The sequence below is a fragment of the Kiloniella sp. genome, from assembly GCF_965205715.1.
Taxonomy (GTDB): domain Bacteria; phylum Pseudomonadota; class Alphaproteobacteria; order Kiloniellales; family Kiloniellaceae; genus Kiloniella.
In genome coordinates this window covers 639786-664525 of sequence record NZ_CBDBHW010000006.1, presented here as the reverse complement: position 1 = coordinate 664525, position 24740 = coordinate 639786, and the positions used below count along the sequence as shown (strand labels likewise).

Sequence of the window (24740 nt, the reverse complement as noted above, 5' to 3'; positions counted from 1 at the left end):
GTTTTTGGTGTTGGGGTCGCAATTCCCGGTCCATTTGATGTCAGTGGACCTACAGGAGTTGGCCCTGGTTGGGTTGATTTTCCAATAGAAGAACATTTGCGAGAACGTACTGGTTTACCAGTAATTATAGAGAATGATGCAAATGCTGCAGCGATTGCTGAGCGCCTTCACGGCGCAGGAAAAAAATTCGAAAATTTTGTTTATGTTTTTATTGGAATGGGTCTGGGAGCAGGATTGTTTCTTAACGGTCAGGTTTATCATGGGGTTAGAGGAGCCGCGGGGGAGATAGGCCATATTGTTGTTGAGACTGATGGTGTTGCTTGTGAATGTGGCAACAAAGGGTGTTTTGAGCGCTATGTATCCTTACGAGCGGCATATGAAGCCATTGGAGAGACCGACAGCACGCAACGAACACCTGAACAATTGGAAAAATTGTTTGATGAAGGAGACCCCGCCTTTATGGCTTGGTTAAATGAAGCTGCTGAAAAACTACGCATCGGGATTCACGCTCTTGAAAGTACTTTTGATCCAGAGGTTATTTTCATTGGTGGACTACTACCTACCCGGATTGCACAGGCACTGATTGATCAGATGTTACCCCCATTGCCCTCTGTAGTGACACAGCTTCAGCCTTTGGATGAACGCATTTTGCTTGGTGTTAGTGCGCCATCTGCTCCTGCGCATGGTGCTGCCAGTGTTCCCATATTCTATGAATTTAACGCTGAACTCTACACGCATTCAAATCGACAAAAAGCTAGGGTCTAGGCCCTAGGTCGTTTCATATTTGGCACTTCTCCGCTTTGTTGAGTAGATTTAGGATTTCAAATAGAGCATAGATTGATTATCTGGAATGGATGATTGTCTAATTTTGAGTTTGAAGTATTCGGTATCCTTGATGCCTCTGGCTCGCTTACGGATCATTCCTATACTGACATTACCAGCCTCTATCCTGGCGCTTGTGAGCTTGTGTTTGGCGTAGTTGCAGATGCCCACACAATGTTTCCGTAGGGATTTCGCGAACTTTTTTAGATAGAGCATCTGTGACTGATCTGCTATCAGGCACCAACGTTCCAGTTGCTCCGCCATCGCCTCAAATGAAGCGGCACTCCACAGCAGCTGAAGCTGTTCTTTCAAGACGTAAAGTGCATTCAGGTTGCTATTGCTCTCCAGCAACCTTTGCAGCTTGTCACTTTGTTTTTCACTCAACTTATCCGCATTTTTGAGCAACAGATAATGTGTCCCTTTCATCAACTCTTTACCACTTGGATCGGCCTTTCTGAACTCAAGTCGACGCTGATTATGGATAGCTTTGCTGTAGTTTTTCATGACGTGGAAACGGTCAAATACTATGTCGGCCAACGGCAAGGACTCTCTGACAGCCTTTTGGTAGGCAGGCCCCATATCCATCGCTACGGCCTTTATTTTGCAGGCTGTATCTGGTTGCAGTTGTTTCAAAAACCTTGAAAAAACCTCGGCAGTTCGGCCTGCTTCAACCCAGATCAGATGACCGCCAACCATATCGTAGACCACCGTCATGTAGTCATGACCTTTCGCCCGGGCAACTTCATCTACACCAATATATTCCAAGCCAGTTAGCTCTGCAGGATCAAGCGTAGGGAGAGTTTCAATAAGGTATGCCCTGTCGATATTCTTGACCGTTTCCCATCGTATATCCAAATGTCTGGAAACCGCTTGAATAGACATATGCCGACATAATCCACTGATCAGTCGGCAAAATCGGTGAGTGAAACGGCACCCTTTATCAACAAAATCACACCCCTCAATGCGGCGTTCGCCCTTGTTAATATAAACCTGCGCCAGCTCAATCTCGACCACACAAGGATACCCAAAAAGGGGGATGTCGTTTACTTGTCGGCGGACATGCTGGTTGATGCTTCCCTTCTGGCCTGTAGCAGGGTCTATAGCCCTCCTACGCGCGTCTCGGCTGCAGTGAATGACAATCTTAACACCGCCGTCATCCAGTTTAATTTCATTTACACGTTGCCCTTTGAGGCCTAAAATATGCTGCGAGATGTTGATTGTCATATACCTGCTCTATGTAAAGTTATCAGAAACCATACATATCAACAGGTTACTTGGCGGTCGGCATCTTTTTCTACTCAACAAAGCGGAGAAGAGCCTCATATTTCTTGAATTTTCGAGCCGCAATATCTACCAGTTCTCGGATGAGTGGATTTTTCTTTCTGGTCTCTTGATAGTAGGCAGAATATTTATAAGAAATTTTTGGTTTGAAGGGGCGGATTTCTACCCCGGATGCCGCCCATACCTTGGCAGAAAAAGGTTCCAGTACGCCGCAACATAGACCTTGATTGACCAGCGAATAAGCATTTGCTGAGTGTTGAGTGCTGAACTGGGTAATGGGGTTAATTCTTTTGTAAAGATCGGTGTGCTGGTGAAAAGCCAGTACATCGTCACTGTCCAGGGCTATGAGTTTTTCTCCCACCAGGTCTTCCTCACATACAATATCTTTTTCACAGAGAGAATGATTTGGGGGAAGAGCGCAGACGTAATCTACCTTTGCAAGAATTACCTGTTCGACACCAGGTTGCTCTCCCATCTGGTTGCCAAAGGCAATATCAAGGTTTTCATCCATGATCATATTGAAGTAATTTTTTACGTCTGTAGTGTTTATGGTAATGGATATCTCGGGATGATTTGCGGTAAATTCTTCCATGATCTCAGGTACAATACTGATAGATAGCGCGCCCAGGGATATAATTCGAAGTTCCTGTTTTCGGTCCCTTGATATTTCTTCTGCGGTAGATTTTAACTTGGTAAACGCTTCAAAAACCTCATCCAGTTTACGGTAAAAGATCATACCCTCTTCGGTAGGGACAACCCGACCCTTCCTCCTATGCAATAGAGTAAGCTTCAAGGAGTATTCGAGATCGGCAAGTAAGCGACTTATCGTTGGTTGTGTTGTGTTCAGGCTTTTAGCCGCAGACGAAATTGTCCCGTTAATAATCGTGGCCCGAAAAGCTTCGAGTTGGCGCATCCGCATTTCAAAAATCCATTATGCTTTTTTTGCATACCTATATACATCATTATGCATTGATTCAAATTAAAGTTCGTGGTTCCTAAAAGGGAAGATCGGGAGAGTTGCTGTTCTACAACATGTGGCCGACTATTGTTGTTTACGGTAATTCCCTGTTCTTCAAATAAGATTGCCAAACGATCTCATGTGGATTTCATGGAGGATCTCATGATCCTGAAATTCCAATTAGAGAATAAAGAGCAGTCAATTAAGGGATGGTTTTTGTACCAATTAATTGGTGCGATAAATTTTGAATAGGGAGATATCTGTGGCTGGTAACTACTCAGCAAAAGAAATGCTTACCAAGCTGGTTGCTTTCGATACTGTTTCTCGAAACAGCAACCTTCCCCTGATCGAATTTGTCGAAGAATATCTGTCTTCACACGGCGTATCCTCCCAACGCGTTCCGAATGAAGATGGAACAAAAACCAATTTGTGGGCGACCATTGGTCCGAATACGGATGGTGGTGTTATCTTATCCGGTCATACTGATGTTGTACCTGTCGATGGGCAGCCCTGGGACACCGATCCTTTTGAGGTGATTGAAAAAGATGGTTTGCTCTATGGGCGTGGCACAGCAGATATGAAGGCTTTTTCAGCCATCGCTCTGTCGCTGGTTCCAGAAATGCTGCGGTCTAATATGAAAAGACCAATCCATCTTGCTCTGTCCTATGATGAAGAAATCGGCTGTCTTGGTGCGCCGTTAATGGTTGAAGACATGGCGCCTAGGGTGAAAGCCGAAGCTGTTATCGTTGGCGAGCCAACGATGATGCAGGTGGTGAGCGGGCATAAGGGTGTGATAGGTCTAATGACAAAAGTTCGCGGGTTAGAGGTTCATTCCAGTCTGTTGCATACAGGGGTCTCGGCCGTTCATATCGCAGCCAAATTGGTTGTCTGGCATGAGCAGAAAACAAAAGAGAACAAACTACGGACAGAACATCTTGCCGAGAACGCTTTGTTTGAGCCTGGATATACCAGCCTGCACTGTGGTGTGATCCATGGCGGAACTGCTCATAATATCACGGCTAAAGACTGCTCATTCTCTTCCGATTTTCGAGTTCTTCCGACTGAAGATCCTCTACAGTATCTTGAGGAATACCGCGCTTATGTCGCCGAGTTAGAAGCCGAAATGAAAGCGATAGACCCGTCTACCGGAATAACTATCGACGTGCTCGCAAATGTGCCCGGTTGCCGCCGTGAAAATGATGGTGCTGCAGAACGCCTGGTTCGTCAGATAACGGGCGACAATGCAGAACACGTTGTCTCCTACGGTACTGAAGCTGGACAGTTCCAGGATGGTGGCTATTCGACCATCGTCTGTGGGCCGGGTGATATCGCACAAGCACACGCGGCCAACGAATTTTTATCTATTGAACAACTAAATGCCGGCGAAGATTTTCAACGCAAGTTGATCGAACGCCTGGCAAGTTAAACAACAAACTATAAAAAATATACTCAGGGAATAGTAATGCCGATTATTAACCGTTTTGCCGAACTACATGATGAAATTACAGGGTGGAGACGTGAAATCCATTCAAACCCGGAACTTCTTTTTGATGTTGAACAAACCGCAGGGTTTGTAACCGAAAAGCTAAAAGAGTTCGGTCTGGATGAGGTTGTGACAGGCATCGGGCGCACGGGCGTTGTTGGCATTATTAAGGGTAACGATACCAGCTCTGGCAAGGTTATTGGTTTGCGTGCTGATATGGACGCGCTTCCAATCCATGAAGAGACCGGTTTAGATTATGCATCTAAGGTTGATGGGAAAATGCATGCCTGTGGGCATGACGGTCATACTGCGATGCTTTTAGGAGCAGCAAAATACCTATCTGAGACCAGGAATTTCGATGGTTCCGTTGCGGTGATTTTCCAACCTGCTGAAGAAGGCGGCGGCGGTGGTCGTGAAATGGTTGAAGATGGCATGATGGACCGTTTTAACATCCAGGAAGTTTATGGCTTGCACAATTGGCCTGGCGTTCCTGTTGGAAACTTTGGTACCCGCCCAGGCGCTTTGATGGCGGCCACTGATATCTTTACCATTGATATTCAGGGTTCCGGTGGTCATGCGGCAAAACCACATGAAACCGTTGATCCTATTGTTATTGCCAGCCACATTATCTTGGCCCTGCAATCGATTGCTTCGCGTAGTGTTGATCCTGTAAAATCCGTTGTTGTATCAGTGACAACCTGCAACGCGGGTACGGCTTTCAACGTTATCCCAGACACAGCTTCATTGAACGGTACGGTTCGGACGCTGGATGAAGGTGTTCGTGATCTCACGGAACAACGTATTCAGGAAGTTGTTGAACATACAGCTAAAGCACATGGAGCCACAGCGGTTCTCGATTATAAGCGGAACTATCCCGTTGTTATGAACCATGTGAAAGAAACATCCTTTGCGGTAGATATTGCCTCGGGGATTTCAGGTGAAGATCGGGTTGATACGGATGCAAATCCAACGATGGGCGGAGAAGACTTTGCCTTTATGTTGAATGCGCGCCCAGGATCGTTCATCTTCCTAGGGAATGGTGACACCGCACCGGTACATCATCCTAAATACAACTTTAACGACGAAATAATTCCCGTTGGTTGTTCATATTGGGCTAAGCTGGTTGAAACAGCTATGCCTGCTAAAAGATAAGTATAAAAAAAAGTCTGAGTATAAAATTAGGCCATCAGGTCTTTGGTGGTAAACACAGGGAGTATCAAAATGAAAATAAGAAATATTCTCGCGGCAAGTGCATGTGTGCTCGCACTTGGTGCCGGGGTTGCGAATGCAGAAACCTTAAAATGGTCCTTTCAAGGCGATGTACAGTCTCTTGATCCGCATGGCCTGAACGAAACCTTTACTCTTGGTTTCCTCGGTAATGTCTACGAAGGTCTGACGAACTATGATAACAACATGGTTATTCAGCCTGGTTTGGCTGTAAGTTGGGAAAACACTGGGCCAACAACATGGATATTCAAGCTCCGTGAAGGCGTGAAGTTCCACGATGGCGGCGACTTTAATGCCGATGATGTTATTTTTTCTTGGAAGCGTACTCTAACTCCTGGCTCTGATATGAAGGGCTATGGCGCTCGTATCAAAGACATCAAGAAAATTGATGACTTCACTATTGAAGTAGAAACTCCTGCTCCAAACCCAATTCTGCCGCGTGAGCTCGGTTCCTACTACATGATGGACAAAGAGTGGGCTGAAAAGCATAACGCAGTAGAGGCTACAAGCCCTAAATCTGCTGATTCAACAGCTACTTATGCTGCTCAACATGCAAATGGCACAGGCCCGTTTATTCTGACCGAGCGTCAACCTGACGTCCGCTCAACTTTCAAAAGATTTGATGGTTATTGGAAAGATATTGCTTCAAACGTTACTGAAGTGAATTTCACACCAATTTCTCAAGGTGCGACACGTGTTGCTGCTTTGATTTCTGGAGAGTTGGATCTGGTTTATCCTGTTCCTGTACAGGATTGGAAGCGTCTGGAAAGTGCTGAAGGTGTTCGTCCTTTAACCGGTCCTGAAGCGCGGACAATTTTCCTTGGTATGGATCAGTGGCGTGATGAGCTGCTCTATTCCAACATCAAAGGAAAGAACCCGTTTAAAGATCAGCGTGTTCGTGAAGCAATGGCGCATGCTATTGATTTGAACGCTATCGACAAAAAGATCATGCGTGGCGCAGCTATTCCTGCTGGTCTTCTCGTGGCTCCACAGATCAACGGTTTTGATGCTGATCTGAATAACCCTTACGCTTATGATCCAGAAAAATCCAAAAAACTTCTGGCAGAAGCTGGTTATCCCGAAGGTTTTGAACTCGGCATGGATTGCCCGAACAATCGTTATGTAAATGACGAGAAAATCTGTCAGGCAGTTGTCGGTTTGTTGGCACGTGTTGGCATCAAGGTTGACTTGAATGCTCAGCCGAAATCAAAGTACTTTGCCAAAGTTAGCCCACAAAACGGTAACGACACATCTTTCTACCTCTTGGGTTGGACACCAAGCTCAATGGACGTTCACAACGTTCTGTTCAACCTGATGTCTTCTTTTGATACTGAAAAGAATACTGGCCAATTCAACTATGGTCACTATTCCAACGCCCGTATCGATGAGATCGCAGGAAACGTTGAAAGAGAAACTGATCAGGTTAAGCGTCAAAACATGGTCGCTGAAGCTTTCTCAATTCTTCAGAAAGAAGTTGGTTACCTTCCGCTTCACCAACAGCCTTTGTCTTGGGGTGTTCGTGACGGTGTAACTCTTTCTCAGCGTGCAGATAACGTTCTTGATCTGCGTTATGTTGTAATCGGCAAATAAGTTTGCTGTAATTGCTACAGGGGGCCTCTTGCTTTTGAGGCCCCCATTTTATTAGGGGACGTTATGTTCAAGTTTGTTTCGATGCGACTGTTACAGTCGATTGTCGTGATGCTGGTTGTTGGGTTGATTGCGTTTGCACTGTTCCGATTTGTCGGCGATCCCATCAACAATATGGTTGGTCAAGATACTACTCTGGCCGAACGTGAAGCTCTGACAGAATCACTCGGTTTAAATGATCCTTTCCTTGTTCAGTACGGGCGGTTTATTTCTAATGCTGTACAGGGTGATTTTGGAATGTCGTATCGGTTACGGCAACCCGTCAGTGGTCTCATAGCTGAGCGGTTTCCGGCAACTCTAGAGCTGTCCCTTATCTCTGCTTTCCTGGCCCTGGCGCTGGGGGTCCCCATGGGGATCTATACGGCCCTTAAGCCAAAGTCACTTTTTACCCGTGGATTTATGACGCTGTCGCTGATGGGCGTTTCTCTACCAACATTCCTCATTGGTATTCTTCTTATTCTTTTCTTCGGCGTAACACTGCGCTGGCTGCCGACCTTTGGACGCGGTGAAGTTGTCGATCTCGGTTGGTGGTCAACGGGCTTCCTGACCGCTAGTGGCCTGAAATCGCTAATCTTACCCGCGATAACACTGGCCATATTCCAAATGACTTTGATTGTGCGCTTGGTCCGGGCGGAAATGCTTGAAGTGCTGCGGACAGACTATATCAAATTTGCGCACGCCCGGGGCTTGAGCCCACGTTTGATCAATTTTTCTATTGCACTTCGAAATACGTTGGTTCCGGTTATTACCATTATCGGTTTGCAAGTGGGCTCGATTATCGCCTTTGCCATTATTACCGAGAGTGTTTTCCAGTGGCCGGGTATGGGGCTGTTATTTATTCAGGCGGTATCAGAAGTCGATATCCCGGTAATGGCGGCTTATTTATTATTGATTGCCTTCGTTTTTGTCGTGATCAATCTGATCGTCGATATTCTCTATTTTGTCGTTGATCCACGTTTGCGGGTGCAGAGCTAATGAGCGATATATCAAACGAAAGACCTTCCTTTTTCACTCGTCTTGTCGAGAGTGATTTGTGGTGGAATTTTAAAGGGTCTCCTGGCGCAATTATCGCGGCCATTCTGACTTTTCTCATGGTATTTGGGGCTGCTTTTGCAAACTTTGTCGCGCCTCATAATCCTTTTGATCTTGCGACCGTTGATCTTTTTGATGCGCTCCTTCCCCCTGCTTGGGAAGAAGAGGGTAATGCCTCCTATCTTCTGGGAACAGACGATCAGGGCCGGGATGTTTTCTCAACCATTCTTTATGGTTCGCGGATTTCCCTGATCGTTGGCTTTGCCTCGGTTGGTCTTGCAGCAATCCTTGGGATCGCTGTTGGTCTCATATCTGGATATGCAGGCGGGGTTGTTGATTCGATCCTGATGCGTATTGCGGATGTACAACTGTCCTTTCCGGCGATCCTGATTGCGCTGCTTATCGATGGTGTTGCTCGTGGTATTATGCCGCGTGAAACTCACGATGAACTCGCTGTTTATGTTCTTGTGGTTGCCATTGGTCTTAGTTTCTGGGTCCAGTATGCAAGAACGGTTCGAAGTTCGGTGATGGTGGAACGCAACAAAGAGTATGTTCAGGCGGGGCAGGTTATTGGCCTCCCGGATTGGATCATTCTTGTGCGCCATATCCTACCCAACGTGATGGGGCCAGTACTTGTTATTGCGACTATTCAATTGGCTTTGGCTGTGATTACAGAGGCAACACTTTCGTTCCTTGGTGTGGGTGTGCCACCGACATCGCCGTCGCTTGGTACTCTAATTCGTATTGGTAATGACTATTTGTTCTCTGGAGAATGGTGGATCACTATTTTCCCTGGGGCCGCATTGGTTATTCTGGTGCTTTCCGTCAACATTCTGGGTGATTGGCTCCGTGATGCCCTGAACCCCAAATTGCGCTAAGAGAGGGTGATGTCATGAGTAAAACATTGCTAGATATCAAGAACCTCATTGTTGAGTTTCCCTCTCGCCATGGGGATGTCATTGCGGCTAAGGAAGTTTCCTTATCTGTCGCCAGTGGTGAAATCCTTGGTGTAGTTGGTGAGTCTGGCGCGGGTAAGTCGACCATTGGTAACGCAGTTATGGGCTTGTTAGAGCGCCCCGGTCGCGTCGGTGGGGGAGACGTCTTTCTCGAGGGGGAAAATATCAGCGGCCGTTCGCAAGCTGAAATGCGTAAGATCCGGGGTAAGCGGATCGGCATGATCTTTCAAGATCCACTGACCTCGCTTAACCCGCTCGAGACAATTTCCAAGCAGCTGATTGGTACGATACAGACACATCTTGGCCTATCGGATGAAGAAGCTCGCGAACGGGCGATCTCTCTACTTGATCAAGTGGGTATTCCAAATCCTTCTGAGCGTGTAGATCACTACCCGCATCAGTTCTCTGGGGGCATGCGTCAGCGTGTTGTTATCGCTTTGGCGCTGTGTGCTGAACCAGATGTCATTTTAGCGGATGAACCGACAACGGCACTTGATGTATCCATCCAGGCTCAGATCTTGGACCTTCTGAAGAAGCTGGTCCGGGAAAAGGGCGTGGGCATGATCATTATTACCCATGATATGGGGGTGATTGCCGAGGTAGCTGATCGCGTTGCTGTTATGTATCGAGGCGTGGTAGTTGAGACTGGACCTACGGCGAAGATTCTTGGTAACCCGGATCATCCTTATTCACGTAGTTTGATATCAGCCGTTCCAAGACCTGATGTGCGTTTGCACCGCTTCCCAATGGTGGAAAGTATCGAAGCCGCTGGCGAGCGCAAGGATCTGGACCTATCGACCCATTGGCTTGGTAAAACACGTGATTTTGGTCAAAGCGATGGCCCTTTGCTCAAGGTCGATAACCTGGAGATGGTATTCAAATCCGGCGGTATGTTTGGTAGTGGCACCAGTATTGTACGCGCCGTGGATGACGTCAGTTTTGATATTCGCAACGGTGAGTGTTTTGGTATCGTTGGCGAGTCCGGTTCTGGTAAATCGACCATCGCCCGCTTGGTGACCTCGATTTATAAATCTGCAGGTGGATCGATCAACTTTGCAGGGACTGATCTTACCAAGATCAAAAAGCGTAAAGAGCTTAACGTTCATCGACGCCAGATGCAGATGATCTTCCAGGATCCTTTCTCGTCTGTTAATGCACGTATGAAGGTTCGGGATATTATTGCGGAACCAATCCGCTTTCATAAACTGGCGGGCTCCGAAGCTGAAACCCGACAGATTGTGGATGATCTTCTTGATCACGTCGGGCTCGGTGCTAAAGCGGCAGTAAAGTACCCGCACGAGTTTTCAGGCGGTCAACGCCAGAGGATCTCTATCGCCCGTGCGCTTGCCACGCGGCCACGCTTTTTGATCTGTGATGAACCAACATCTGCACTTGATGTATCCATTCAGGCTCAGATCTTGAACTTGCTCAAAGATCTACAGGATGAACTCGGTTTGACCATGATGTTTATCAGTCATGATCTTCCCGTCATTCGTCAGATGTGCGATCGGGTTGGGGTGATGTCGAAAGGGAAAATGGTCGAGATTGCGGAGACCGAAGAACTCTTTGTGGCGCCGAAGCATGATTACAGTAAACACCTAATCAGTCTGATGCCGAGTTATACGGGACTTATGAACAAAGAACCCGGTCATGCCGAAGAAGGGCAAGCTGAAGCCAGTTAAGGTTAAACCGTTGGTTCCTGTTATTAGAAAAGGGCTCTTCATTCGAATGGAGAGCCCTTTTGTATTCTATAGGTGCGGTTCTTTTAAACCAAAGCGGCCTCTGCCATGGAGCCGTGAATGTGTTCTACCAATTCCGGCTCTAAGCTTAACCGAGCAGCAAGCATACCAAGATAACCTTGCTCTGCCGGATTATCGACTTCTATGGCCATGAGTGAGGCGACATAGAGCTCTACGGCCTGTTCCTTGTTTTGGGCAAGGGCAACGAGGCTATCGATATCAAGCGGTCTTCTGAGCTGATCCATCAGAAAAGCTTTTTCATCGTTGGATAGGGAGAGGTCATCAATTTTTGCAAAGATGGCATCCTGCTCTGCACCATCAATCTGACCATCCGCTTTTGCCGCAGCAATCATGGCGCTCACCAGGGCGGCGCCAAAACAATTGGAATTCTCCGTTTCAGGTTCTACTGCAAAGGCAGAGTCCCGGGGAACGGAAGGAATTTCTGAAATAGGAGGAGGGGAGCTTTGCATATGCGATGTTGCGGGGGCTGAAGTTTGCCCCGGAGTTGTTTGCCCTGGAGGCCTACCGCCCTGCCAATTTTTATAGGCTTTGAAGGCCAATCCGGCGACAAGGGCGAGGCCGCCGTACTGGACGGTTTTCTTCGCCATTTTACGGCCCTTTTTAGAGCCAAGCATATAACCGGCTAAGCCACCCGCGACAGCTCCTCCTGCAAGGCCACCAGCATTTTTTGAAAGGTAATCCTTCCCCTTCTGCATATTTGCGCCACTGCCCGCGCCGAGCACTTCATTGATCAGATTGGATGCGTTAAACATTCTGTCCCGTCATATCTATGGAAACCAATAGCAACCACAATCTTTCGATCTGTTGCCTGATGTCATATGGGATATGGGGCAAAAAATTCAATCCTTGGATTCAAGTGAAGCGAAGGTCTGGACAATATGTCTCAGTGAGATTTTTTGTTGCTCGGGGGGGGCGATTAGTTGCTTGGTTACGTTACAGGATTGAAAAAGATACCGTATTTATTACCAACCGTGTTCGTTTAAATTTATGCATCCCTGATTAGGCCTTTGGTCACATGCCTTATGATATAGCTTATTAGCCATCTCGTTATTTTGATCAACGCCAAGCCCGTTTTTAAATAAATAACCCAGATAAGCGCACCCTATAGCAAGGTCTCCATCACAGGCTTTTTTATAATATGTGACGGCCATTTTGTAATTCTGGTTAATTATGTCACCTCTTCTATAAATACTTCCAAGCCGTTGACAGCCTGCAGGATATCCACCGAGGCAAGATTTTTTAAAATATGTGATAGCTTTGTCTAAGTCCACATCTACAACTTTGTTACCGAAATAATAAACACCAACTAGGTCACATAGCTGAGCATTGCCGTTCTCACATCCTTTTGTATAAGCGGTGAATGCTTCTCTCTGATGCTGGGTTCCACGGTTCTCAGGTAATATTGGTTTGACGAGAAGAACGAAAATAATAAGAAGTCCAAAGTACCCAAAAAATCGCGTCATACCTACTCCCATAACTAAGTAACAATATCTCTCAGATTTGAGAGCTAAATCATTTTCAACCTGATTTCCCTTATACTTATAGAATGTAAGTACTAAGATTATTCTTACAAGCTAAGGTGGAAAATAGATAAGTGCAAAGGTGTAAAAGGTACTTTGTAGAATTTAAAGGCACTTCTCCGCTTTGTTGAGTAGATTTAGGATTTCAAATAGAGCATAGATTGATTATCTGGAATGGATGATTGTCTAATTTTGAGTTTGAAGTATTCGGTATCCTTGATGCCTCTGGCTCGCTTACGGATCATTCCTATACTGACATTACCAGCCTCTATCCTGGCGCTTGTGAGCTTGTGTTTGGCGTAGTTGCAGATGCCCACACAATGTTTCCGTAGGGATTTCGCGAACTTTTTTAGATAGAGCATCTGTGACTGATCTGCTATCAGGCACCAACGTTCCAGTTGCTCCGCCATCGCCTCAAATGAAGCGGCACTCCACAGCAGCTGAAGCTGTTCTTTCAAGACGTAAAGTGCATTCAGGTTGCTATTGCTCTCCAGCAACCTTTGCAGCTTGTCACTTTGTTTTTCACTCAACTTATCCGCATTTTTGAGCAACAGATAATGTGTCCCTTTCATCAACTCTTTACCACTTGGATCGGCCTTTCTGAACTCAAGTCGACGCTGATTATGGATAGCTTTGCTGTAGTTTTTCATGACGTGGAAACGGTCAAATACTATGTCGGCCAACGGCAAGGACTCTCTGACAGCCTTTTGGTAGGCAGGCCCCATATCCATCGCTACGGCCTTTATTTTGCAGGCTGTATCTGGTTGCAGTTGTTTCAAAAACCTTGAAAAAACCTCGGCAGTTCGGCCTGCTTCAACCCAGATCAGATGACCGCCAACCATATCGTAGACCACCGTCATGTAGTCATGACCTTTCGCCCGGGCAACTTCATCTACACCAATATATTCCAAGCCAGTTAGCTCTGCAGGATCAAGCGTAGGGAGAGTTTCAATAAGGTATGCCCTGTCGATATTCTTGACCGTTTCCCATCGTATATCCAAATGTCTGGAAACCGCTTGAATAGACATATGCCGACATAATCCACTGATCAGTCGGCAAAATCGGTGAGTGAAACGGCACCCTTTATCAACAAAATCACACCCCTCAATGCGGCGTTCGCCCTTGTTAATATAAACCTGCGCCAGCTCAATCTCGACCACACAAGGATACCCAAAAAGGGGGATGTCGTTTACTTGTCGGCGGACATGCTGGTTGATGCTTCCCTTCTGGCCTGTAGCAGGGTCTATAGCCCTCCTACGCGCGTCTCGGCTGCAGTGAATGACAATCTTAACACCGCCGTCATCCAGTTTAATTTCATTTACACGTTGCCCTTTGAGGCCTAAAATATGCTGCGAGATGTTGATTGTCATATACCTGCTCTATGTAAAGTTATCAGAAACCATACATATCAACAGGTTACTTGGCGGTCGGCATCTTTTTCTACTCAACAAAGCGGAGAAGAGCCAATTTAAATTCTGATTTGATTTAGGAAGAATTGGATCCGGGACCAGGATTCGAACCTGGACTGAAGGAGTCAGAGTCCTTAGTTCTACCGTTAAACTATCCCGGATCAGGGGCTGTGTCTTATATTTAGGTTTTAGTACCTAGATTTTACGCTGTGACACCAGCTTACGGTAACTTTCGGGCCTTCATATAGTCGGTTCCAAAAGATCTTACAACACCTTTTTGAACACAGAACATGTTTTTTACACAATAAGTGATTTTATACGTTTTTCCGGGGGATTCTGCGATTCCGTGGTTGATCTACCCCCTGTGCAATTCGTAAGAAGGGAGGGCTGATTGTTTTATTCAGCCAGAGTATCGGCCTGCATCAGGAGCAGAATTTTTTGACGGCGACTTCGCATACCCGCAAACGACCCTATACCAAGAGGGCACAGCAGCGGGCGGACAATAATATTTACGCAGCGATCGATCTGGGGACGAATAACTGTCGCCTGCTCGTTGCACGTCCGAGCCGTAAGAGTTTTCGCGTTCTGGATACCTTTTCACGGATCGTTCGTTTGGGTGAAGGCCTCAGTCGCAATGGCGAGCTCTCGGAAGATGCCATGCGCCGGACCATATCTGCCCTCAAAATCTGTGCTGGTAAACTTAAACGCCGGGGCGTGACCCGTCTTCGCTGCGTGGCGACAGAAGCTTGTCGGCGTGCTGATAACGGTGCGTACTTTATCGCGCAGGTTAAGCAGGAAACCGGGCTTGATCTCGAGATCATTGATAACAGTGAAGAAGCATCACTTGCGATTATGGGCTGTGCGCCGCTTCTTAACCCAGAAGTCCCCGAAGCACTGATTTTTGATATTGGTGGCGGCAGTACAGAGGTGAGCTGGATTCGTCTTGATACATCAAGCTCTAGCCGTGCATTGCCAAAGCCAATGATGGAAGACTGGTACTCTGTTTCCAAAGGTGTTGTTACTCTGGCCGAAAAATACGGCGGACGTGATATTACGCCCGAGATCTATCAGCAGATGGTTCAGGAAATCTATGAAGATTTCCTTGAGTTTGAGCAAAAGTATGACTTCGCCCAACGCGTTCGGGATGGAAAAATTCAAATGCTCGGTACCTCGGGTACGGTGACGACATTGGTCGGGGTGTATAAAAAGCTTCCGCGCTACGATCGCAACCGGGTTGATGGTACCTTGATCAATTGTGATACGGCGATTGGTCTTTGCCATAAGATATCCAGCATGACCTATGCCCAGCGGGTTGCGAACCCCTGTATTGGAAACCAACGTGCAGATTTGGTTGTTGCGGGCTGTGCCATATTTGAAGCCTTGGCCAAATTATGGCCTGTGGCCCAGTTGCGCGTTGCAGACCGTGGCCTGCGCGAAGGTATTCTCTATAAGTTAATGAACGGCAACTAAGTCACCCTTTTGGGGCTGTTCTTGTGTGGAAATGTAGCCCCTAAACCGCTATCCTTATATCTGTCCTTTGTAATTCAGTTTGTTAATTTGGGCTGGTTACACTATGAAACGTTGTAGATTTTAAGAGATAGTGGCTGATATTGGTGAATTCTATAATTCATGACACCAAAACCAAGCCACGAAATATATAAGAAAGCAGAAGAATGAGCTCATCGAAAAAAGGCGGCTCGCGCCCCAGCAGTAATCCTTCGGGACGCGGACTAAAGGTTCGTGTGAAAACTGCTGCCCGGCGTTCCAATTCTTCTGCCCGTTGGCTAAACCGTCAACTTAATGATCCCTATGTGCAAGAAGCCAAAAAGCGTGGCTATCGTGGCCGGGCGGCGTTCAAGATTGCGCAAATTGATGACAAGTTCAAAATCTTCAAAAAGAATTCGCGAATTGTCGATTTGGGTTGTGCGCCGGGCGGTTGGTGCCAGGTGGCTGTTGAACGCTGTGGACCGGGAGCGCATATCGTTGGTATTGACCTCCAGGAAGTTGAGCCGATTGCGGGTGTTATCTTTCTTCAGGGGGATTTCATGGACGACGATGCGCCTGATCGCCTCAAGGCAGAGATGAACGGTCCTGCTGATATTGTCTTATCGGATATGGCTGCTGCTGCAACAGGACATCCACAAACAGATCACTTGCGGATTATGGGCTTGATGGAAACAGCACTGATGTTTGCCGAGGAAGTTCTTGTTCCTGGAGGAAGCTTTGTTGGGAAAGTTCTGCAAGGTGGAGCTCAGGCTGATTTGTTAAAGCTTGTAAAAACAAAATTCAAAAGTGTTCGCCACTTTAAACCCGAAGCCAGTCGAAAAGATTCTTCAGAAATGTTCCTGGTTGCGACTGGATTTAAATCTTAAATTTATCGTCTTGAGTTCATTTAAAGCTTTAGGGCCTATGGTCATTTAGTTGTGAGACTATCCCCGGGAAAATGATCTCTATTTCACCAAAAGATGGCGTATCTACGCTAGTTCCTCTGCTTGATTAAAATAATTGAAATAGACTTATTTTAATCACTTGGCTTTAGGTCGCTTCTGTGTAGAATGCGGCGTCAATCGGATTTAGCCATTTTTATGATGGCAACCCATTTGGGAAACCACGGTTTCCTCTGCGCACAAGGGAAAGATTGACATGCACATCCGCGAAGCTCTCACATTTGATGACGTTCTGCTCTTGCCAGCAGAATCTTCTGTTCTTCCCGCCCAGGCCAATACTCGCACTATGCTGACGGCCTCTCTTGAACTCAACATTCCACTGCTTTCTTCTGCGATGGATACCGTTACCGAAAGCCGTTTGGCGATCGCCATGGCACAATTTGGTGGCATCGGGGTTATTCATAAGAACCTGTCAATCGAAGAGCAGGCAAGTGAAGTGCGCAAGGTTAAGAAATTTGAATCCGGCATGGTTGCCGATCCTTTGACCTTCCCACCCAATGCGACGCTTGCCGATGTTCACAGACTTCAAGAAAGCGTAAGCTTTTCCTGTTTCCCTGTCGTTGAAGACAAAACCCGTAAATTGGTTGGTATCCTAACCAACCGCGACATGCGCTTTGCGGCTGATCCTAGCCAGCAAATTTCTGAACTGATGACCAGTGAAAACCTGATTACAGTGAAAGAGGGCATTACGGGTGAAGAAGCCAAACGCCTTTTACATCAACACCGGATTGAAAAGCTTCTTGTGGTTGACGATGCCTATCGCTGCATTGGTCTGATTACAGTGAAAGATATCGATAAGGCTGCCAAACATCCAATCGCTTGCAAAGACGAACACGGCAGGTTGCGTGCTGCGGCTGCTACGGGTGTTGGTGAGGAAGGCTTTGAACGTGCAGAAGCTCTAATCGATGCAGGTGTTGACCTCTTGGTGATCGATACCGCTCATGGTCACTCTCGCGGCGTTATCTCTGCTGTTGAAAAGATCAAAAAACTCTATCCAACGGCGCAGGTGGTTGCTGGTAACGTCGCCACCGGCGATGCGACACGCGCCCTGATCGATGCTGGTGCAGACGCCGTAAAAGTTGGTATCGGACCGGGTTCTATCTGTACGACACGTATTGTTGCGGGTGTTGGGGTTCCTCAGTTGACTGCAATCCTCGATGCGGTTGATGTCGCAGAGAAAAACAATGTCGGTATTATTGCAGATGGTGGCATCAAGCACTCTGGCGATATTGCCAAGGCGATCGCTGCTGGTGCACGGGCCGTTATGGTCGGGTCCCTACTCGGTGGTACCGAAGAGAGCCCGGGGGAAGTCTTCCTTTATCAAGGGCGTTCTTATAAATCCTACCGTGGAATGGGCTCTATGGGAGCGATGGCACGGGGATCAGCAGATCGATATTTCCAGGCGGATGTAACCGATAACCTTAAATTGGTTCCGGAAGGGATCGAAGGACGCGTACCTTTCAAAGGTTCTGCTTCTGCTATTGTTCATCAGTTGGTCGGTGGTCTTAAGGCTTCTATGGGCTACACGGGATCTCCTACAGTGGATCATATGCGTAAGAACTGCACCTTCTGTCGCATTACCAATGCAGGTCTTAGAGAAAGCCACGTGCATGATGTAACAATCACACGTGAAGCTCCTAACTATCGTGGTGGCTTATAAGCTCTTTTAAGAGTATTTTGAGAGGGCGGCTTTATGCCGCCCTTTTTTAGTTCCCGCCTATCAACTTCATTACCTGGGCACCCCGAGCCATATTAAACCTGGCGAATTCAAAAGAGTAAGAGACCCCATTATGAGACCTAACGGCCGTATCCAGACATCAATAGAGCTCCTCAACGAAGTGCAGGAGAGCCCGTTACCGATGGATCGAGTGGTAAACACTTATCTTCGCGCACGTCGCTTTATTGGCTCCAAAGATCGCCGTGATATCAGCTCTCGGGTCTACGGTGTCATCAGATCAAAATGCCGTCTTGATTGGTGGACCACTCAAGCAGGATTGGCAGCTGGTATTCGCTCCAGTGTTTTAGCCTATGTCGTTCTGGTTGAAGGCATGCGGGCTTCTGAACTGGATGAAATCTGTGATGGCGAACAATACAGTCCGCAAAAGTTAAGTGACTTTGAAAACGAAGCCTTGGCAACGTTACAAGGACAATCATTAGATCACCCTGATATGTCGCAAGCGGTGATGGGAGAGCTACCGGATTGGATCTCGGAGTTATTTGTAAAACAGTTTGGGCCGGAGCATGCCACTGCTGAAATGGCAGGGCTGCAAAAAGAAGCGACGCTGGATCTGCGGGTAAACCTGCTAAAGGGGAACCGGGAAAAAGCTAGAAAGTTACTGGCTGGTGATGATGTGCTCAGTGAGGACATGCAACATTCTGGCTGGGGGCTCAGAGTGCAGGGCCGAACCGCTCTGGGTAACTGTAAGGCTTTTCGTGAAGGCCTTGTCGAAGTTCAAGATGAAGGTTCTCAACTCATCGCTATTCTTTGTGATACCAAGCCTGGTATGTCGGTGATTGACCTTTGCGCAGGGGCAGGGGGCAAGACCTTAGCTCTGGCCGCATGTCTTGGGAACGAAGGTGATCTCGTTGCAATGGATGTCGATGCACGTCGGCTGCAACGGGCTGAGCCGCGCATGGAACGGGCGGGTGTTGAAAACGTCCGCTATGCGACCCTGAATAAAGATAATTTGCACAAAATGGCAGCCAAAGGATTTGATCGGGTTCTCGTTGATGCGCCTTGTTCCGGTAGCGGTACTTGGCGAAGACAACCGGATGCTCGATTACGTCTTACCAAAGAAAAGTATGAGAACTACCAGGCTATGCAGGCCGATGTCTTGGAGAAAGCTTCCAAGTGCGTGAAAGTTGGTGGTCGTATGATCTACGCAACCTGCTCTCTTTTTGATGGTGAAAACAGTGATCAGGTGGAGAGTTTTTTGAATAAACACCCTGAGTTCAATCTTCGGGATGCATCACAGTTGTGGCCAGAGGTGAGTGATATCGATTGCCCATTTGAAGGTCAAACGATGAAACTTACCCCGTCTCAACACGGACTTGATGGCTTTTTCTGTACCGTGCTGGAAAGAAGTTCTTAAAGTAGAGAGATTTTAACTATTAAAATTTTCTAACTTTTGTCGTATTCGCAGCATCTAATACTTAGTGTTCTTATTAGATCCTTATACCTTCAAATTTGTATAATAGTGGCATTGTAGGCATGCAATAAAGTGTCGAAAAGTCCTATTGTTCTTATCCTTTTTTTTTAGAAAACTCCTAGTTATTGTTAAGCGTTTTCCTATCAAAAATTGAATGATACATGTGCCATTTTATATCACGTTTTAAACTTCGAAGATGAATTGAGATCAATAGTTTAAATTCCCAATCAAGTGGCCCCAGTGAGTGGGCGAGATATTGTGGCGCAAACATATAATTTTTTGAATTTACAATTATTAGTGGTATGGTTTTGCGCCCAAAGATATTCTAGGTAAAAATTTCTTCAGTTATTGCTGTATCTCTGGACATGTATAGCATCAAAGCCATTGCAATTTTTCTTAAACTAAAACTGAGTAAAGAGTATTAATATGTCTGATTTTATCTTTTTCTTAAAAGAAAATAGCGATTGGATATTTGGTGGCAGTAGTGTCGCGGCTATCTTGATTGTTTTTATTCAAAAATTTATGAAGAAAACTGGAAATAATAAAGTAACAGAATTGAACCGTAATGAGAGTAACTCAGCAGGACGAGATATCATTCAGATCAGTTATAGTGACCAGACTAAGATAGCTCTTTATCTTTCGATTGTGATTGTTTTTGGATCTGCAATTTTACTCACCACCAAATTTTACGAGAATGGATTTTCTCCTAGGGATGAGGGAGCAGTCCATAGTGATAACAGTAACGTCATAAACTCAGGAGATAATAGTACAAACGTCATCTCTACTGGAGGCTCGAATGTCTCCAACTAAAATAGTCTTGATTGTCCTATTTCTAAGTTCGATTTTCTGGTTAGAGCAAAGAGTATGGGCAACGCCCACAGCACAAGATATTTCCCGAAATCAAATAACGGGTGGAAACGATAGTATTAACATCATCGCGACTGGTGGGTCGAAGGTTCTGATTTTTCGTGAAAATGGGTTAAAAGTTCAACGTACAGCTAAAGCTGTGATTGAATTGTTAGAGAAAAGTAGACCTGATCTCCTTGAGAAAGCTACACAAATACTTCCTGGACAATCATCACAATTAGCCACCGAATTAGCCGTTGCCAACTATGCGTTTGAAATTGGTCAATATTCATTATCAGCTTCACTTTATGAAGAAATAATTGAACAATTTAATTTAGAAGATATTGGTTATAATAAAATCGAAGGGCTAGTAACCGCGAGTTATTATGGTTCAGGACGACATATCCAAGGGTTGCGATTTATTTGTCAACAATACAAGTTTCGAGCATCTTGGAGTTATCGATTTAGACATGATATCCATGCCCATATGCGAGCGTTGGTTAATAAATTTGATCATGATTATGCTCGCAAAGTACTTAAAAATATCAAAAATAACAAAGACTGCCAGCGGGATGATTTTTCAGAAGTTTGGATACCTATTTCTCTTGAAGATATGCGTGCTCTAGAAAAAGGGCATGTGCCAGAGTTTACTAGCTACGGTTTTTTTGATGAAAAGGATGCTGCATTCGCAAATCAATTGTTAAGGGAAGAAGGGCATGGATTTATAGATTTTATTTACTTTATAAATGGGAACTATGAAAAAATAATTCAGGATTTTCCTCGATCTTATCTTTATGATTTGGCCCTTTTGGGCAAGGTGGAGTTAGACGATGGAACTTCAGCGATTTCAGTTTTGGATACTTTTCTTAGTAAATACCCTCAATCAGATAATTTTGACTATGCTTTACGATTAATTTTCGAAAGAGCATATGGTTTAGGTGTGTAGAGCGTCAACCACTTTGTCCGGTTGCGTCAACCACCTTGGCCGCTTTTGATGCGGCTGTGATCTGACGTTTATTTACGATGCTTCAGGCATATTTTTCACCTTTTTGTTTGTGGTTTTCCGCAACATTTTTTTGAGATTTTGGGCGGCTTCCCATTGTCTGTAGCTGTCGATATTCATCTCAAGAATGGTTGAGTGGTGAACAAGACGATCGATTGCTGCAACGGTCATGGCCTTATCTTGAAAAATATTGTCCCATCCGCTAAAAGGTTGATTGGCAGCAATTGCAATACTTCGGTACTCATATCGTCTGGCGATCAATTCAAAGAGCACGGATGTTTCAGATATATCCCTTTGTGCATAGGTAATATCATCGAGAATGATGAGATCAAATTTATCGAGTTTTGCGAGGGCGTTTTCGAGCATAAGTTCACGTCTGGCAGCCTGGAGTTTTTGCACCAGATCACTGGTTTGCGTATAGAGCACACGGTATCCAGCCTCTATAAGAGCATAACCTACGGCGCATAGGAGATGAGTTTTTCCTCCCCCTGAATTTCCAATGGCAATCAGATTTGCTCTTGCGTCAATCCAGTCACCGGCAGACAAGGCTTCGACCTGCGCCTTTTTCACGTTAGGCAGCCGCTTGAAGTTAAAAGTGGCCAGAGTTTTTCCGCCCAGCAGGTTTGATGCGTTGAGATGGCGTTGAATGCGTCGCGTGTCCCTTTCGGCCAATTCATATTCGGCCAAAACGGCAAGGAACCTGGCTGCTGACCAGCCCTCCTTGTCGGATTGGATTGCGATATCTTGCCAGTGTTTGTGAAAGCTGGGTAATCGTAAGTCAGTTAGCATAAGAGGCAGCTTGTGCTGATCCACTTCAATGTTTGTCATGCCCGATCCTCCAACAGAGTATCAAAGACTGATAATGAAGGTTGAACCACGGGAATATCAGGAGGTAAATCCGTGTTCTTTTTTGTGATATTCAGCTTAAGTTTTTTTGCGCAAGGTAGCCTTCCTGCATTGATTTCTCTCGAAATCAGGTGCGCGACTTCGGCCTCACAAGCCTCTTCGTGCGCAAGGAAAAGTATCCCAACCATCTGACGACACGCATCTCTGCGGGACAACTTTTTCTGAAACAATGTCCAGGCCAGGGAGTACTCGGTTCTTGGAAAAATACTGTCACGATAAATAGAATTGGCGAGTGCCTGAGGTTTACGTTTGAGAGCATGAATGACGTGATGATAATTGATAACATGAATGCGGGGGCCTTTGCCGTGCCCCCGCTCACGAGAATGGCTGACGACATGAGTGCTGCCTAGATAGGCTTCTATCCGGTTATCGTAAATATGGACACGCAAGCGTTGACCAATTAGGCGAGAAGGGGCGCTATAAAAAACCTGCTTAACTAAAAAACCACTTGTTTTGGTAACTCTCGACACGACTTCAGTGTAATCTGTTGTTCGCCGAGGAGGTAACGCCTTGAGAGATTTCAACTCTGTTTGGATATCTTGGTCACGATGTTTGTTCCGTCTAGCAATCAGCTCGTCCAAAAATCGCCGATACTCATCCAAAGTGTCAAAGTCATTACTGCCACGCAAAATCAGGGCCTGCTTTATCGCAGTCTTAAGGTGACCGTGGTGAGATTCAATGGCACCGTTCTCGTGTGATTCCCCTCTGTTATTTCGACTGGCCTCCATACCGTAGTGCTCAACAAAAGCAGAATAACGTTTGGTAATGTCCTCCTTTTCCTCAACGCTCAAATTCCGAAAGGCCGCAGACAGGCTGTCGGTCCGGTGGTTTTCAGGAGCGCCCCCCAAGGACCAAAGCGCATTTTGTAAGTTCTCCGCAAGGGCTGTAAAACTCTCACCGCCAAGTACGACCCCAACATGTTCCCATCGGCTATATACCAGAACAAAATGATAGAGCCGATGCACCAAAGGATCTCCTGCAATGGTAATACTTAAGTCGGCTGCATCCGTGAAATCTGATTGGCCCATGTAACCCGGCTCAGGTGTTTGCCTGAAAATGATATCCTTTTCAGGGCCATTCAGAGCCCGCCATCCCCGAACTCGGCGCTCTAACGTGCGCTTGACACGGTCATCGGGAAAACGGAGCGGATAGAGGCTCTGTATGTGGCGCAACAAAGTAATGGGTTTGACCGAGTTGTCTTTATCCAAAATGGGAAGGATGTCCTTATCCCAGATATCTTCAAGCGGATCAGAAACTGTTCGCCCTCGCTTTATATTGCGTTGTGACGGTAAAGTCGCATCAACGTCAAATCGGCGGGCCGTGCGTTCGCTAAACCCTGCGCGGGCAGCGGCGGTTCGTTGACCATGAGTTTTTCTATCTGTCATGTAAAGTCTCAGTTGTTCATCTGTGATAAATTTATACGGCAAACAGGTTCCTCCAATTACATCTAGAGGTTCCTAATTTATCAACTCACAGCAGCTTGTAACTAACACCAAATTAAGCCTTGGCCGGTGGATCTGATTATCAAACGGGCACGCCCTTTTTAATGATCAGATCCACCGGCCAAGGTGGTTGTCGCAACCGGCCAAGGTTATTGTCGCTGAACATAGGTGATAAAGACATAATTTCTGCAGTATTTGATAAGTATCAGGCGGAGTTAATTTAATCCGGTAAACCCCCGGCTATGCCGGGGGACTCTCAATGGTTTGACCGTTACCACGGTCTTACATTTCTTTGTTTATTGACCAAAATAACAAAGGAATTAGCCGATGAGAGATTACAAAAGCCTTGCACATACGAGATGGGATTGTAAATACCACGTGGTTTTCATCCCTAAACGCAGGCAAAAAGTTATCTATGGCAACCTACGTCAGTATCTTGGTGAAATTTTCCATGAACTGGCCGGGCATCGCGAAAGTAAGATTGAGGAGGGCCATTTGATGCCGGATCACATTCACATGTGTATCAGCATACCGCCCAAACATGCTGTTTCAAAAGTCGTTGGATACCTAAAAGGAAAAAGCGCGATTGCCATAGCTCGAAAATTCAAAAATAAAGCACGGAATTTCAAGGGTGAAAATTTTTGGGCCCGTGGATATTTCGTCTCAACTGTAGGGCTCGATGAACAGATGGTGAGGGAGTATATCAGAACGCAAGAAGAGCGTGATAAGTACTTTGACCAAATGGATATATTCAATCCATAACCGCTTTAGCGGTTCCCAATTTGCCCCTTTAAGGGGCTCACCCGCTTAAGCCCCCGGCTTTGCCGGGGGTCATTTAACTAGTCGTTATCC

At 46.2% G+C, this 24740-nt stretch carries 22 protein-coding genes and 1 tRNA gene; 15 read left to right on the top strand and 8 right to left on the bottom strand.

Annotated elements, in window-relative coordinates; genetic code table 11:
* A partial coding sequence (locus ACOGW3_RS07980) for an ROK family protein (protein WP_419902469.1) occupies nucleotides 1-765 on the top strand: 765 nt, incomplete at its 5' end.
* Nucleotides 766-813: 48 nt separating this feature from the next.
* On the opposite strand, the gene ACOGW3_RS07975 is transcribed toward ACOGW3_RS07980, so the two are convergent.
* Both ACOGW3_RS07975 and ACOGW3_RS07970 read right to left on the bottom strand, forming a co-directional pair.
* On the bottom strand, nucleotides 814-2046 hold the full coding sequence (locus tag ACOGW3_RS07975; protein ID WP_419901077.1) for an ISL3 family transposase: 1233 nt from the start codon (nucleotides 2044-2046) through the stop codon (nucleotides 814-816).
* 70 nt (nucleotides 2047-2116) lie between these two features.
* The gene (locus tag ACOGW3_RS07970) at nucleotides 2117-3022 is read right to left on the bottom strand and encodes a LysR family transcriptional regulator (RefSeq protein WP_419902468.1); all 906 of its coding nucleotides are present in this window, start codon (nucleotides 3020-3022) and stop codon (nucleotides 2117-2119) included.
* Between the two features lie 301 nt (nucleotides 3023-3323).
* Between ACOGW3_RS07970 and argE the strand changes: the two genes are divergently transcribed.
* From argE to ACOGW3_RS07940, 6 genes are all read left to right on the top strand, one after another.
* Nucleotides 3324-4487: an acetylornithine deacetylase gene (gene argE, locus ACOGW3_RS07965; protein WP_419902467.1), complete on the top strand. Its 1164-nt coding sequence runs from the start codon at nucleotides 3324-3326 to the stop codon at nucleotides 4485-4487.
* Between the two features lie 36 nt (nucleotides 4488-4523).
* A complete protein-coding gene (locus tag ACOGW3_RS07960) occupies nucleotides 4524-5696 on the top strand; it encodes a M20 aminoacylase family protein (RefSeq protein ID WP_419902466.1) in 1173 nt (390 codons plus the stop codon).
* A gap of 69 nt (nucleotides 5697-5765) precedes the next feature.
* Nucleotides 5766-7361: an ABC transporter substrate-binding protein gene (locus tag ACOGW3_RS07955; RefSeq protein WP_419902465.1), complete on the top strand. Its 1596-nt coding sequence runs from the start codon at nucleotides 5766-5768 to the stop codon at nucleotides 7359-7361.
* 63 nt (nucleotides 7362-7424) lie between these two features.
* A complete protein-coding gene (locus tag ACOGW3_RS07950) occupies nucleotides 7425-8393 on the top strand; it encodes an ABC transporter permease (protein ID WP_419902464.1) in 969 nt (322 codons plus the stop codon).
* Nucleotides 8393-9328, top strand: coding sequence for an ABC transporter permease (locus tag ACOGW3_RS07945; RefSeq protein ID WP_419902463.1), 936 nt, complete (start codon nucleotides 8393-8395; stop codon nucleotides 9326-9328). The genes ACOGW3_RS07950 and ACOGW3_RS07945 overlap by 1 nt, the downstream gene beginning before the upstream one ends.
* 14 nt (nucleotides 9329-9342) lie before the next feature.
* A complete protein-coding gene (locus tag ACOGW3_RS07940) occupies nucleotides 9343-11088 on the top strand; it encodes an ABC transporter ATP-binding protein (RefSeq protein WP_419902462.1) in 1746 nt (581 codons plus the stop codon).
* An 83-nt stretch (nucleotides 11089-11171) separates the two neighbouring features.
* Here the strand turns inward: ACOGW3_RS07940 and ACOGW3_RS07935 are convergent, their stop codons facing one another.
* The 3 genes from ACOGW3_RS07935 to ACOGW3_RS07925 form a co-directional block, all read right to left on the bottom strand.
* Nucleotides 11172-11918, bottom strand: a complete 747-nt coding sequence (locus ACOGW3_RS07935) for a tellurite resistance TerB family protein (protein ID WP_419902461.1) — start codon at nucleotides 11916-11918, stop codon at nucleotides 11172-11174.
* A 210-nt stretch (nucleotides 11919-12128) separates the two neighbouring features.
* On the bottom strand, nucleotides 12129-12629 hold the full coding sequence (locus tag ACOGW3_RS07930) for a tetratricopeptide repeat protein (RefSeq protein ID WP_419902460.1): 501 nt from the start codon (nucleotides 12627-12629) through the stop codon (nucleotides 12129-12131).
* Nucleotides 12630-12823: 194 nt separating this feature from the next.
* Nucleotides 12824-14056: an ISL3 family transposase gene (locus tag ACOGW3_RS07925; RefSeq protein WP_419901077.1), complete on the bottom strand. Its 1233-nt coding sequence runs from the start codon at nucleotides 14054-14056 to the stop codon at nucleotides 12824-12826.
* On the opposite strand from ACOGW3_RS07925, the gene ACOGW3_RS07920 reads away from it, so the two are divergent.
* Nucleotides 14043-14165: a hypothetical protein gene (locus ACOGW3_RS07920; RefSeq protein ID WP_419902459.1), complete on the top strand. Its 123-nt coding sequence runs from the start codon at nucleotides 14043-14045 to the stop codon at nucleotides 14163-14165. The genes ACOGW3_RS07925 and ACOGW3_RS07920 overlap by 14 nt on opposite strands.
* A gap of 17 nt (nucleotides 14166-14182) precedes the next feature.
* On the opposite strand, the gene ACOGW3_RS07915 is transcribed toward ACOGW3_RS07920, so the two are convergent.
* Nucleotides 14183-14256: transfer RNA gene (locus ACOGW3_RS07915), tRNA-Gln, on the bottom strand.
* A 277-nt stretch (nucleotides 14257-14533) separates the two neighbouring features.
* Between ACOGW3_RS07915 and ACOGW3_RS07910 the strand changes: the two genes are divergently transcribed.
* The 6 genes from ACOGW3_RS07910 to ACOGW3_RS07885 all read left to right on the top strand — a co-directional run bounded on the left by ACOGW3_RS07910 (nucleotide 14534) and on the right by ACOGW3_RS07885 (nucleotide 21483).
* Entirely contained in the window at nucleotides 14534-15565 is a 1032-nt protein-coding gene (locus ACOGW3_RS07910) for a Ppx/GppA phosphatase family protein (RefSeq protein WP_419902458.1), read from the top strand.
* 203 nt (nucleotides 15566-15768) lie between these two features.
* Nucleotides 15769-16467 carry an RlmE family RNA methyltransferase gene (locus tag ACOGW3_RS07905; protein WP_419902457.1) on the top strand — a complete coding sequence of 233 codons (699 nt, stop codon included), beginning with the start codon at nucleotides 15769-15771 and terminating at the stop codon, nucleotides 16465-16467.
* A 271-nt stretch (nucleotides 16468-16738) separates the two neighbouring features.
* Nucleotides 16739-18202, top strand: a complete 1464-nt coding sequence (guaB, locus tag ACOGW3_RS07900; RefSeq protein WP_419902456.1) for an IMP dehydrogenase — start codon at nucleotides 16739-16741, stop codon at nucleotides 18200-18202.
* 130 nt (nucleotides 18203-18332) lie between these two features.
* Complete coding sequence (locus ACOGW3_RS07895; RefSeq protein ID WP_419902455.1) at nucleotides 18333-19634, top strand: RsmB/NOP family class I SAM-dependent RNA methyltransferase; 1302 nt, start codon at nucleotides 18333-18335, stop codon at nucleotides 19632-19634.
* A gap of 483 nt (nucleotides 19635-20117) precedes the next feature.
* The gene (locus tag ACOGW3_RS07890; RefSeq protein WP_419902454.1) at nucleotides 20118-20501 is read left to right on the top strand and encodes a hypothetical protein; all 384 of its coding nucleotides are present in this window, start codon (nucleotides 20118-20120) and stop codon (nucleotides 20499-20501) included.
* A complete protein-coding gene (locus ACOGW3_RS07885; protein ID WP_419902453.1) occupies nucleotides 20488-21483 on the top strand; it encodes a tetratricopeptide repeat protein in 996 nt (331 codons plus the stop codon). The genes ACOGW3_RS07890 and ACOGW3_RS07885 overlap by 14 nt, the downstream gene beginning before the upstream one ends.
* A 72-nt stretch (nucleotides 21484-21555) precedes the next feature.
* Here ACOGW3_RS07885 and istB read toward each other — a convergent pair whose 3' ends face one another.
* Both istB and istA read right to left on the bottom strand, forming a co-directional pair.
* Nucleotides 21556-22368 (bottom strand): IS21-like element helper ATPase IstB, encoded by an 813-nt coding sequence (gene istB, locus ACOGW3_RS07880; RefSeq protein WP_419901088.1) that lies wholly within the window; start codon nucleotides 22366-22368, stop codon nucleotides 21556-21558.
* Entirely contained in the window at nucleotides 22365-23873 is a 1509-nt protein-coding gene (gene istA / locus ACOGW3_RS07875) for an IS21 family transposase (RefSeq protein ID WP_419901087.1), read from the bottom strand. The genes istB and istA overlap by 4 nt, the downstream gene beginning before the upstream one ends.
* Before the next feature lie 342 nt (nucleotides 23874-24215).
* Here istA and tnpA point away from each other — a divergent pair, with 342 nt between their 5' ends.
* Nucleotides 24216-24650 (top strand): IS200/IS605 family transposase, encoded by a 435-nt coding sequence (gene tnpA / locus ACOGW3_RS07870; RefSeq protein WP_419901154.1) that lies wholly within the window; start codon nucleotides 24216-24218, stop codon nucleotides 24648-24650.
* Nucleotides 24651-24740 lie beyond the last annotated feature (90 nt).

What these genes read in the sequence shown, in the direction of transcription:
- ACOGW3_RS07975 (WP_419901077.1), bottom strand. Translation starts at nt 2,046, where the DNA reads ATGACAATCAACATCTCGCAGCATATTTTAGGCCTCAAAGGGCAACGT.
- ACOGW3_RS07935 (WP_419902461.1), bottom strand. Translation starts at nt 11,918, where the DNA reads ATGTTTAACGCATCCAATCTGATCAATGAAGTGCTCGGCGCGGGCAGT.
- guaB (WP_419902456.1), top strand. Translation starts at nt 16,739, where the DNA reads ATGCACATCCGCGAAGCTCTCACATTTGATGACGTTCTGCTCTTGCCA.
- ACOGW3_RS07940 (WP_419902462.1), top strand. Translation starts at nt 9,343, where the DNA reads ATGAGTAAAACATTGCTAGATATCAAGAACCTCATTGTTGAGTTTCCC.
- ACOGW3_RS07920 (WP_419902459.1), top strand. Translation starts at nt 14,043, where the DNA reads ATGTTGATTGTCATATACCTGCTCTATGTAAAGTTATCAGAAACCATA.
- ACOGW3_RS07930 (WP_419902460.1), bottom strand. Translation starts at nt 12,629, where the DNA reads ATGACGCGATTTTTTGGGTACTTTGGACTTCTTATTATTTTCGTTCTT.
- ACOGW3_RS07950 (WP_419902464.1), top strand. Translation starts at nt 7,425, where the DNA reads ATGTTCAAGTTTGTTTCGATGCGACTGTTACAGTCGATTGTCGTGATG.
- ACOGW3_RS07905 (WP_419902457.1), top strand. Translation starts at nt 15,769, where the DNA reads ATGAGCTCATCGAAAAAAGGCGGCTCGCGCCCCAGCAGTAATCCTTCG.
- ACOGW3_RS07955 (WP_419902465.1), top strand. Translation starts at nt 5,766, where the DNA reads ATGAAAATAAGAAATATTCTCGCGGCAAGTGCATGTGTGCTCGCACTT.
- ACOGW3_RS07970 (WP_419902468.1), bottom strand. Translation starts at nt 3,022, where the DNA reads ATGCGGATGCGCCAACTCGAAGCTTTTCGGGCCACGATTATTAACGGG.
- tnpA (WP_419901154.1), top strand. Translation starts at nt 24,216, where the DNA reads ATGAGAGATTACAAAAGCCTTGCACATACGAGATGGGATTGTAAATAC.
- ACOGW3_RS07960 (WP_419902466.1), top strand. Translation starts at nt 4,524, where the DNA reads ATGCCGATTATTAACCGTTTTGCCGAACTACATGATGAAATTACAGGG.
- ACOGW3_RS07945 (WP_419902463.1), top strand. Translation starts at nt 8,393, where the DNA reads ATGAGCGATATATCAAACGAAAGACCTTCCTTTTTCACTCGTCTTGTC.
- ACOGW3_RS07890 (WP_419902454.1), top strand. Translation starts at nt 20,118, where the DNA reads ATGTCTGATTTTATCTTTTTCTTAAAAGAAAATAGCGATTGGATATTT.
- ACOGW3_RS07925 (WP_419901077.1), bottom strand. Translation starts at nt 14,056, where the DNA reads ATGACAATCAACATCTCGCAGCATATTTTAGGCCTCAAAGGGCAACGT.
- ACOGW3_RS07895 (WP_419902455.1), top strand. Translation starts at nt 18,333, where the DNA reads ATGAGACCTAACGGCCGTATCCAGACATCAATAGAGCTCCTCAACGAA.
- ACOGW3_RS07885 (WP_419902453.1), top strand. Translation starts at nt 20,488, where the DNA reads ATGTCTCCAACTAAAATAGTCTTGATTGTCCTATTTCTAAGTTCGATT.
- istB (WP_419901088.1), bottom strand. Translation starts at nt 22,368, where the DNA reads ATGACAAACATTGAAGTGGATCAGCACAAGCTGCCTCTTATGCTAACT.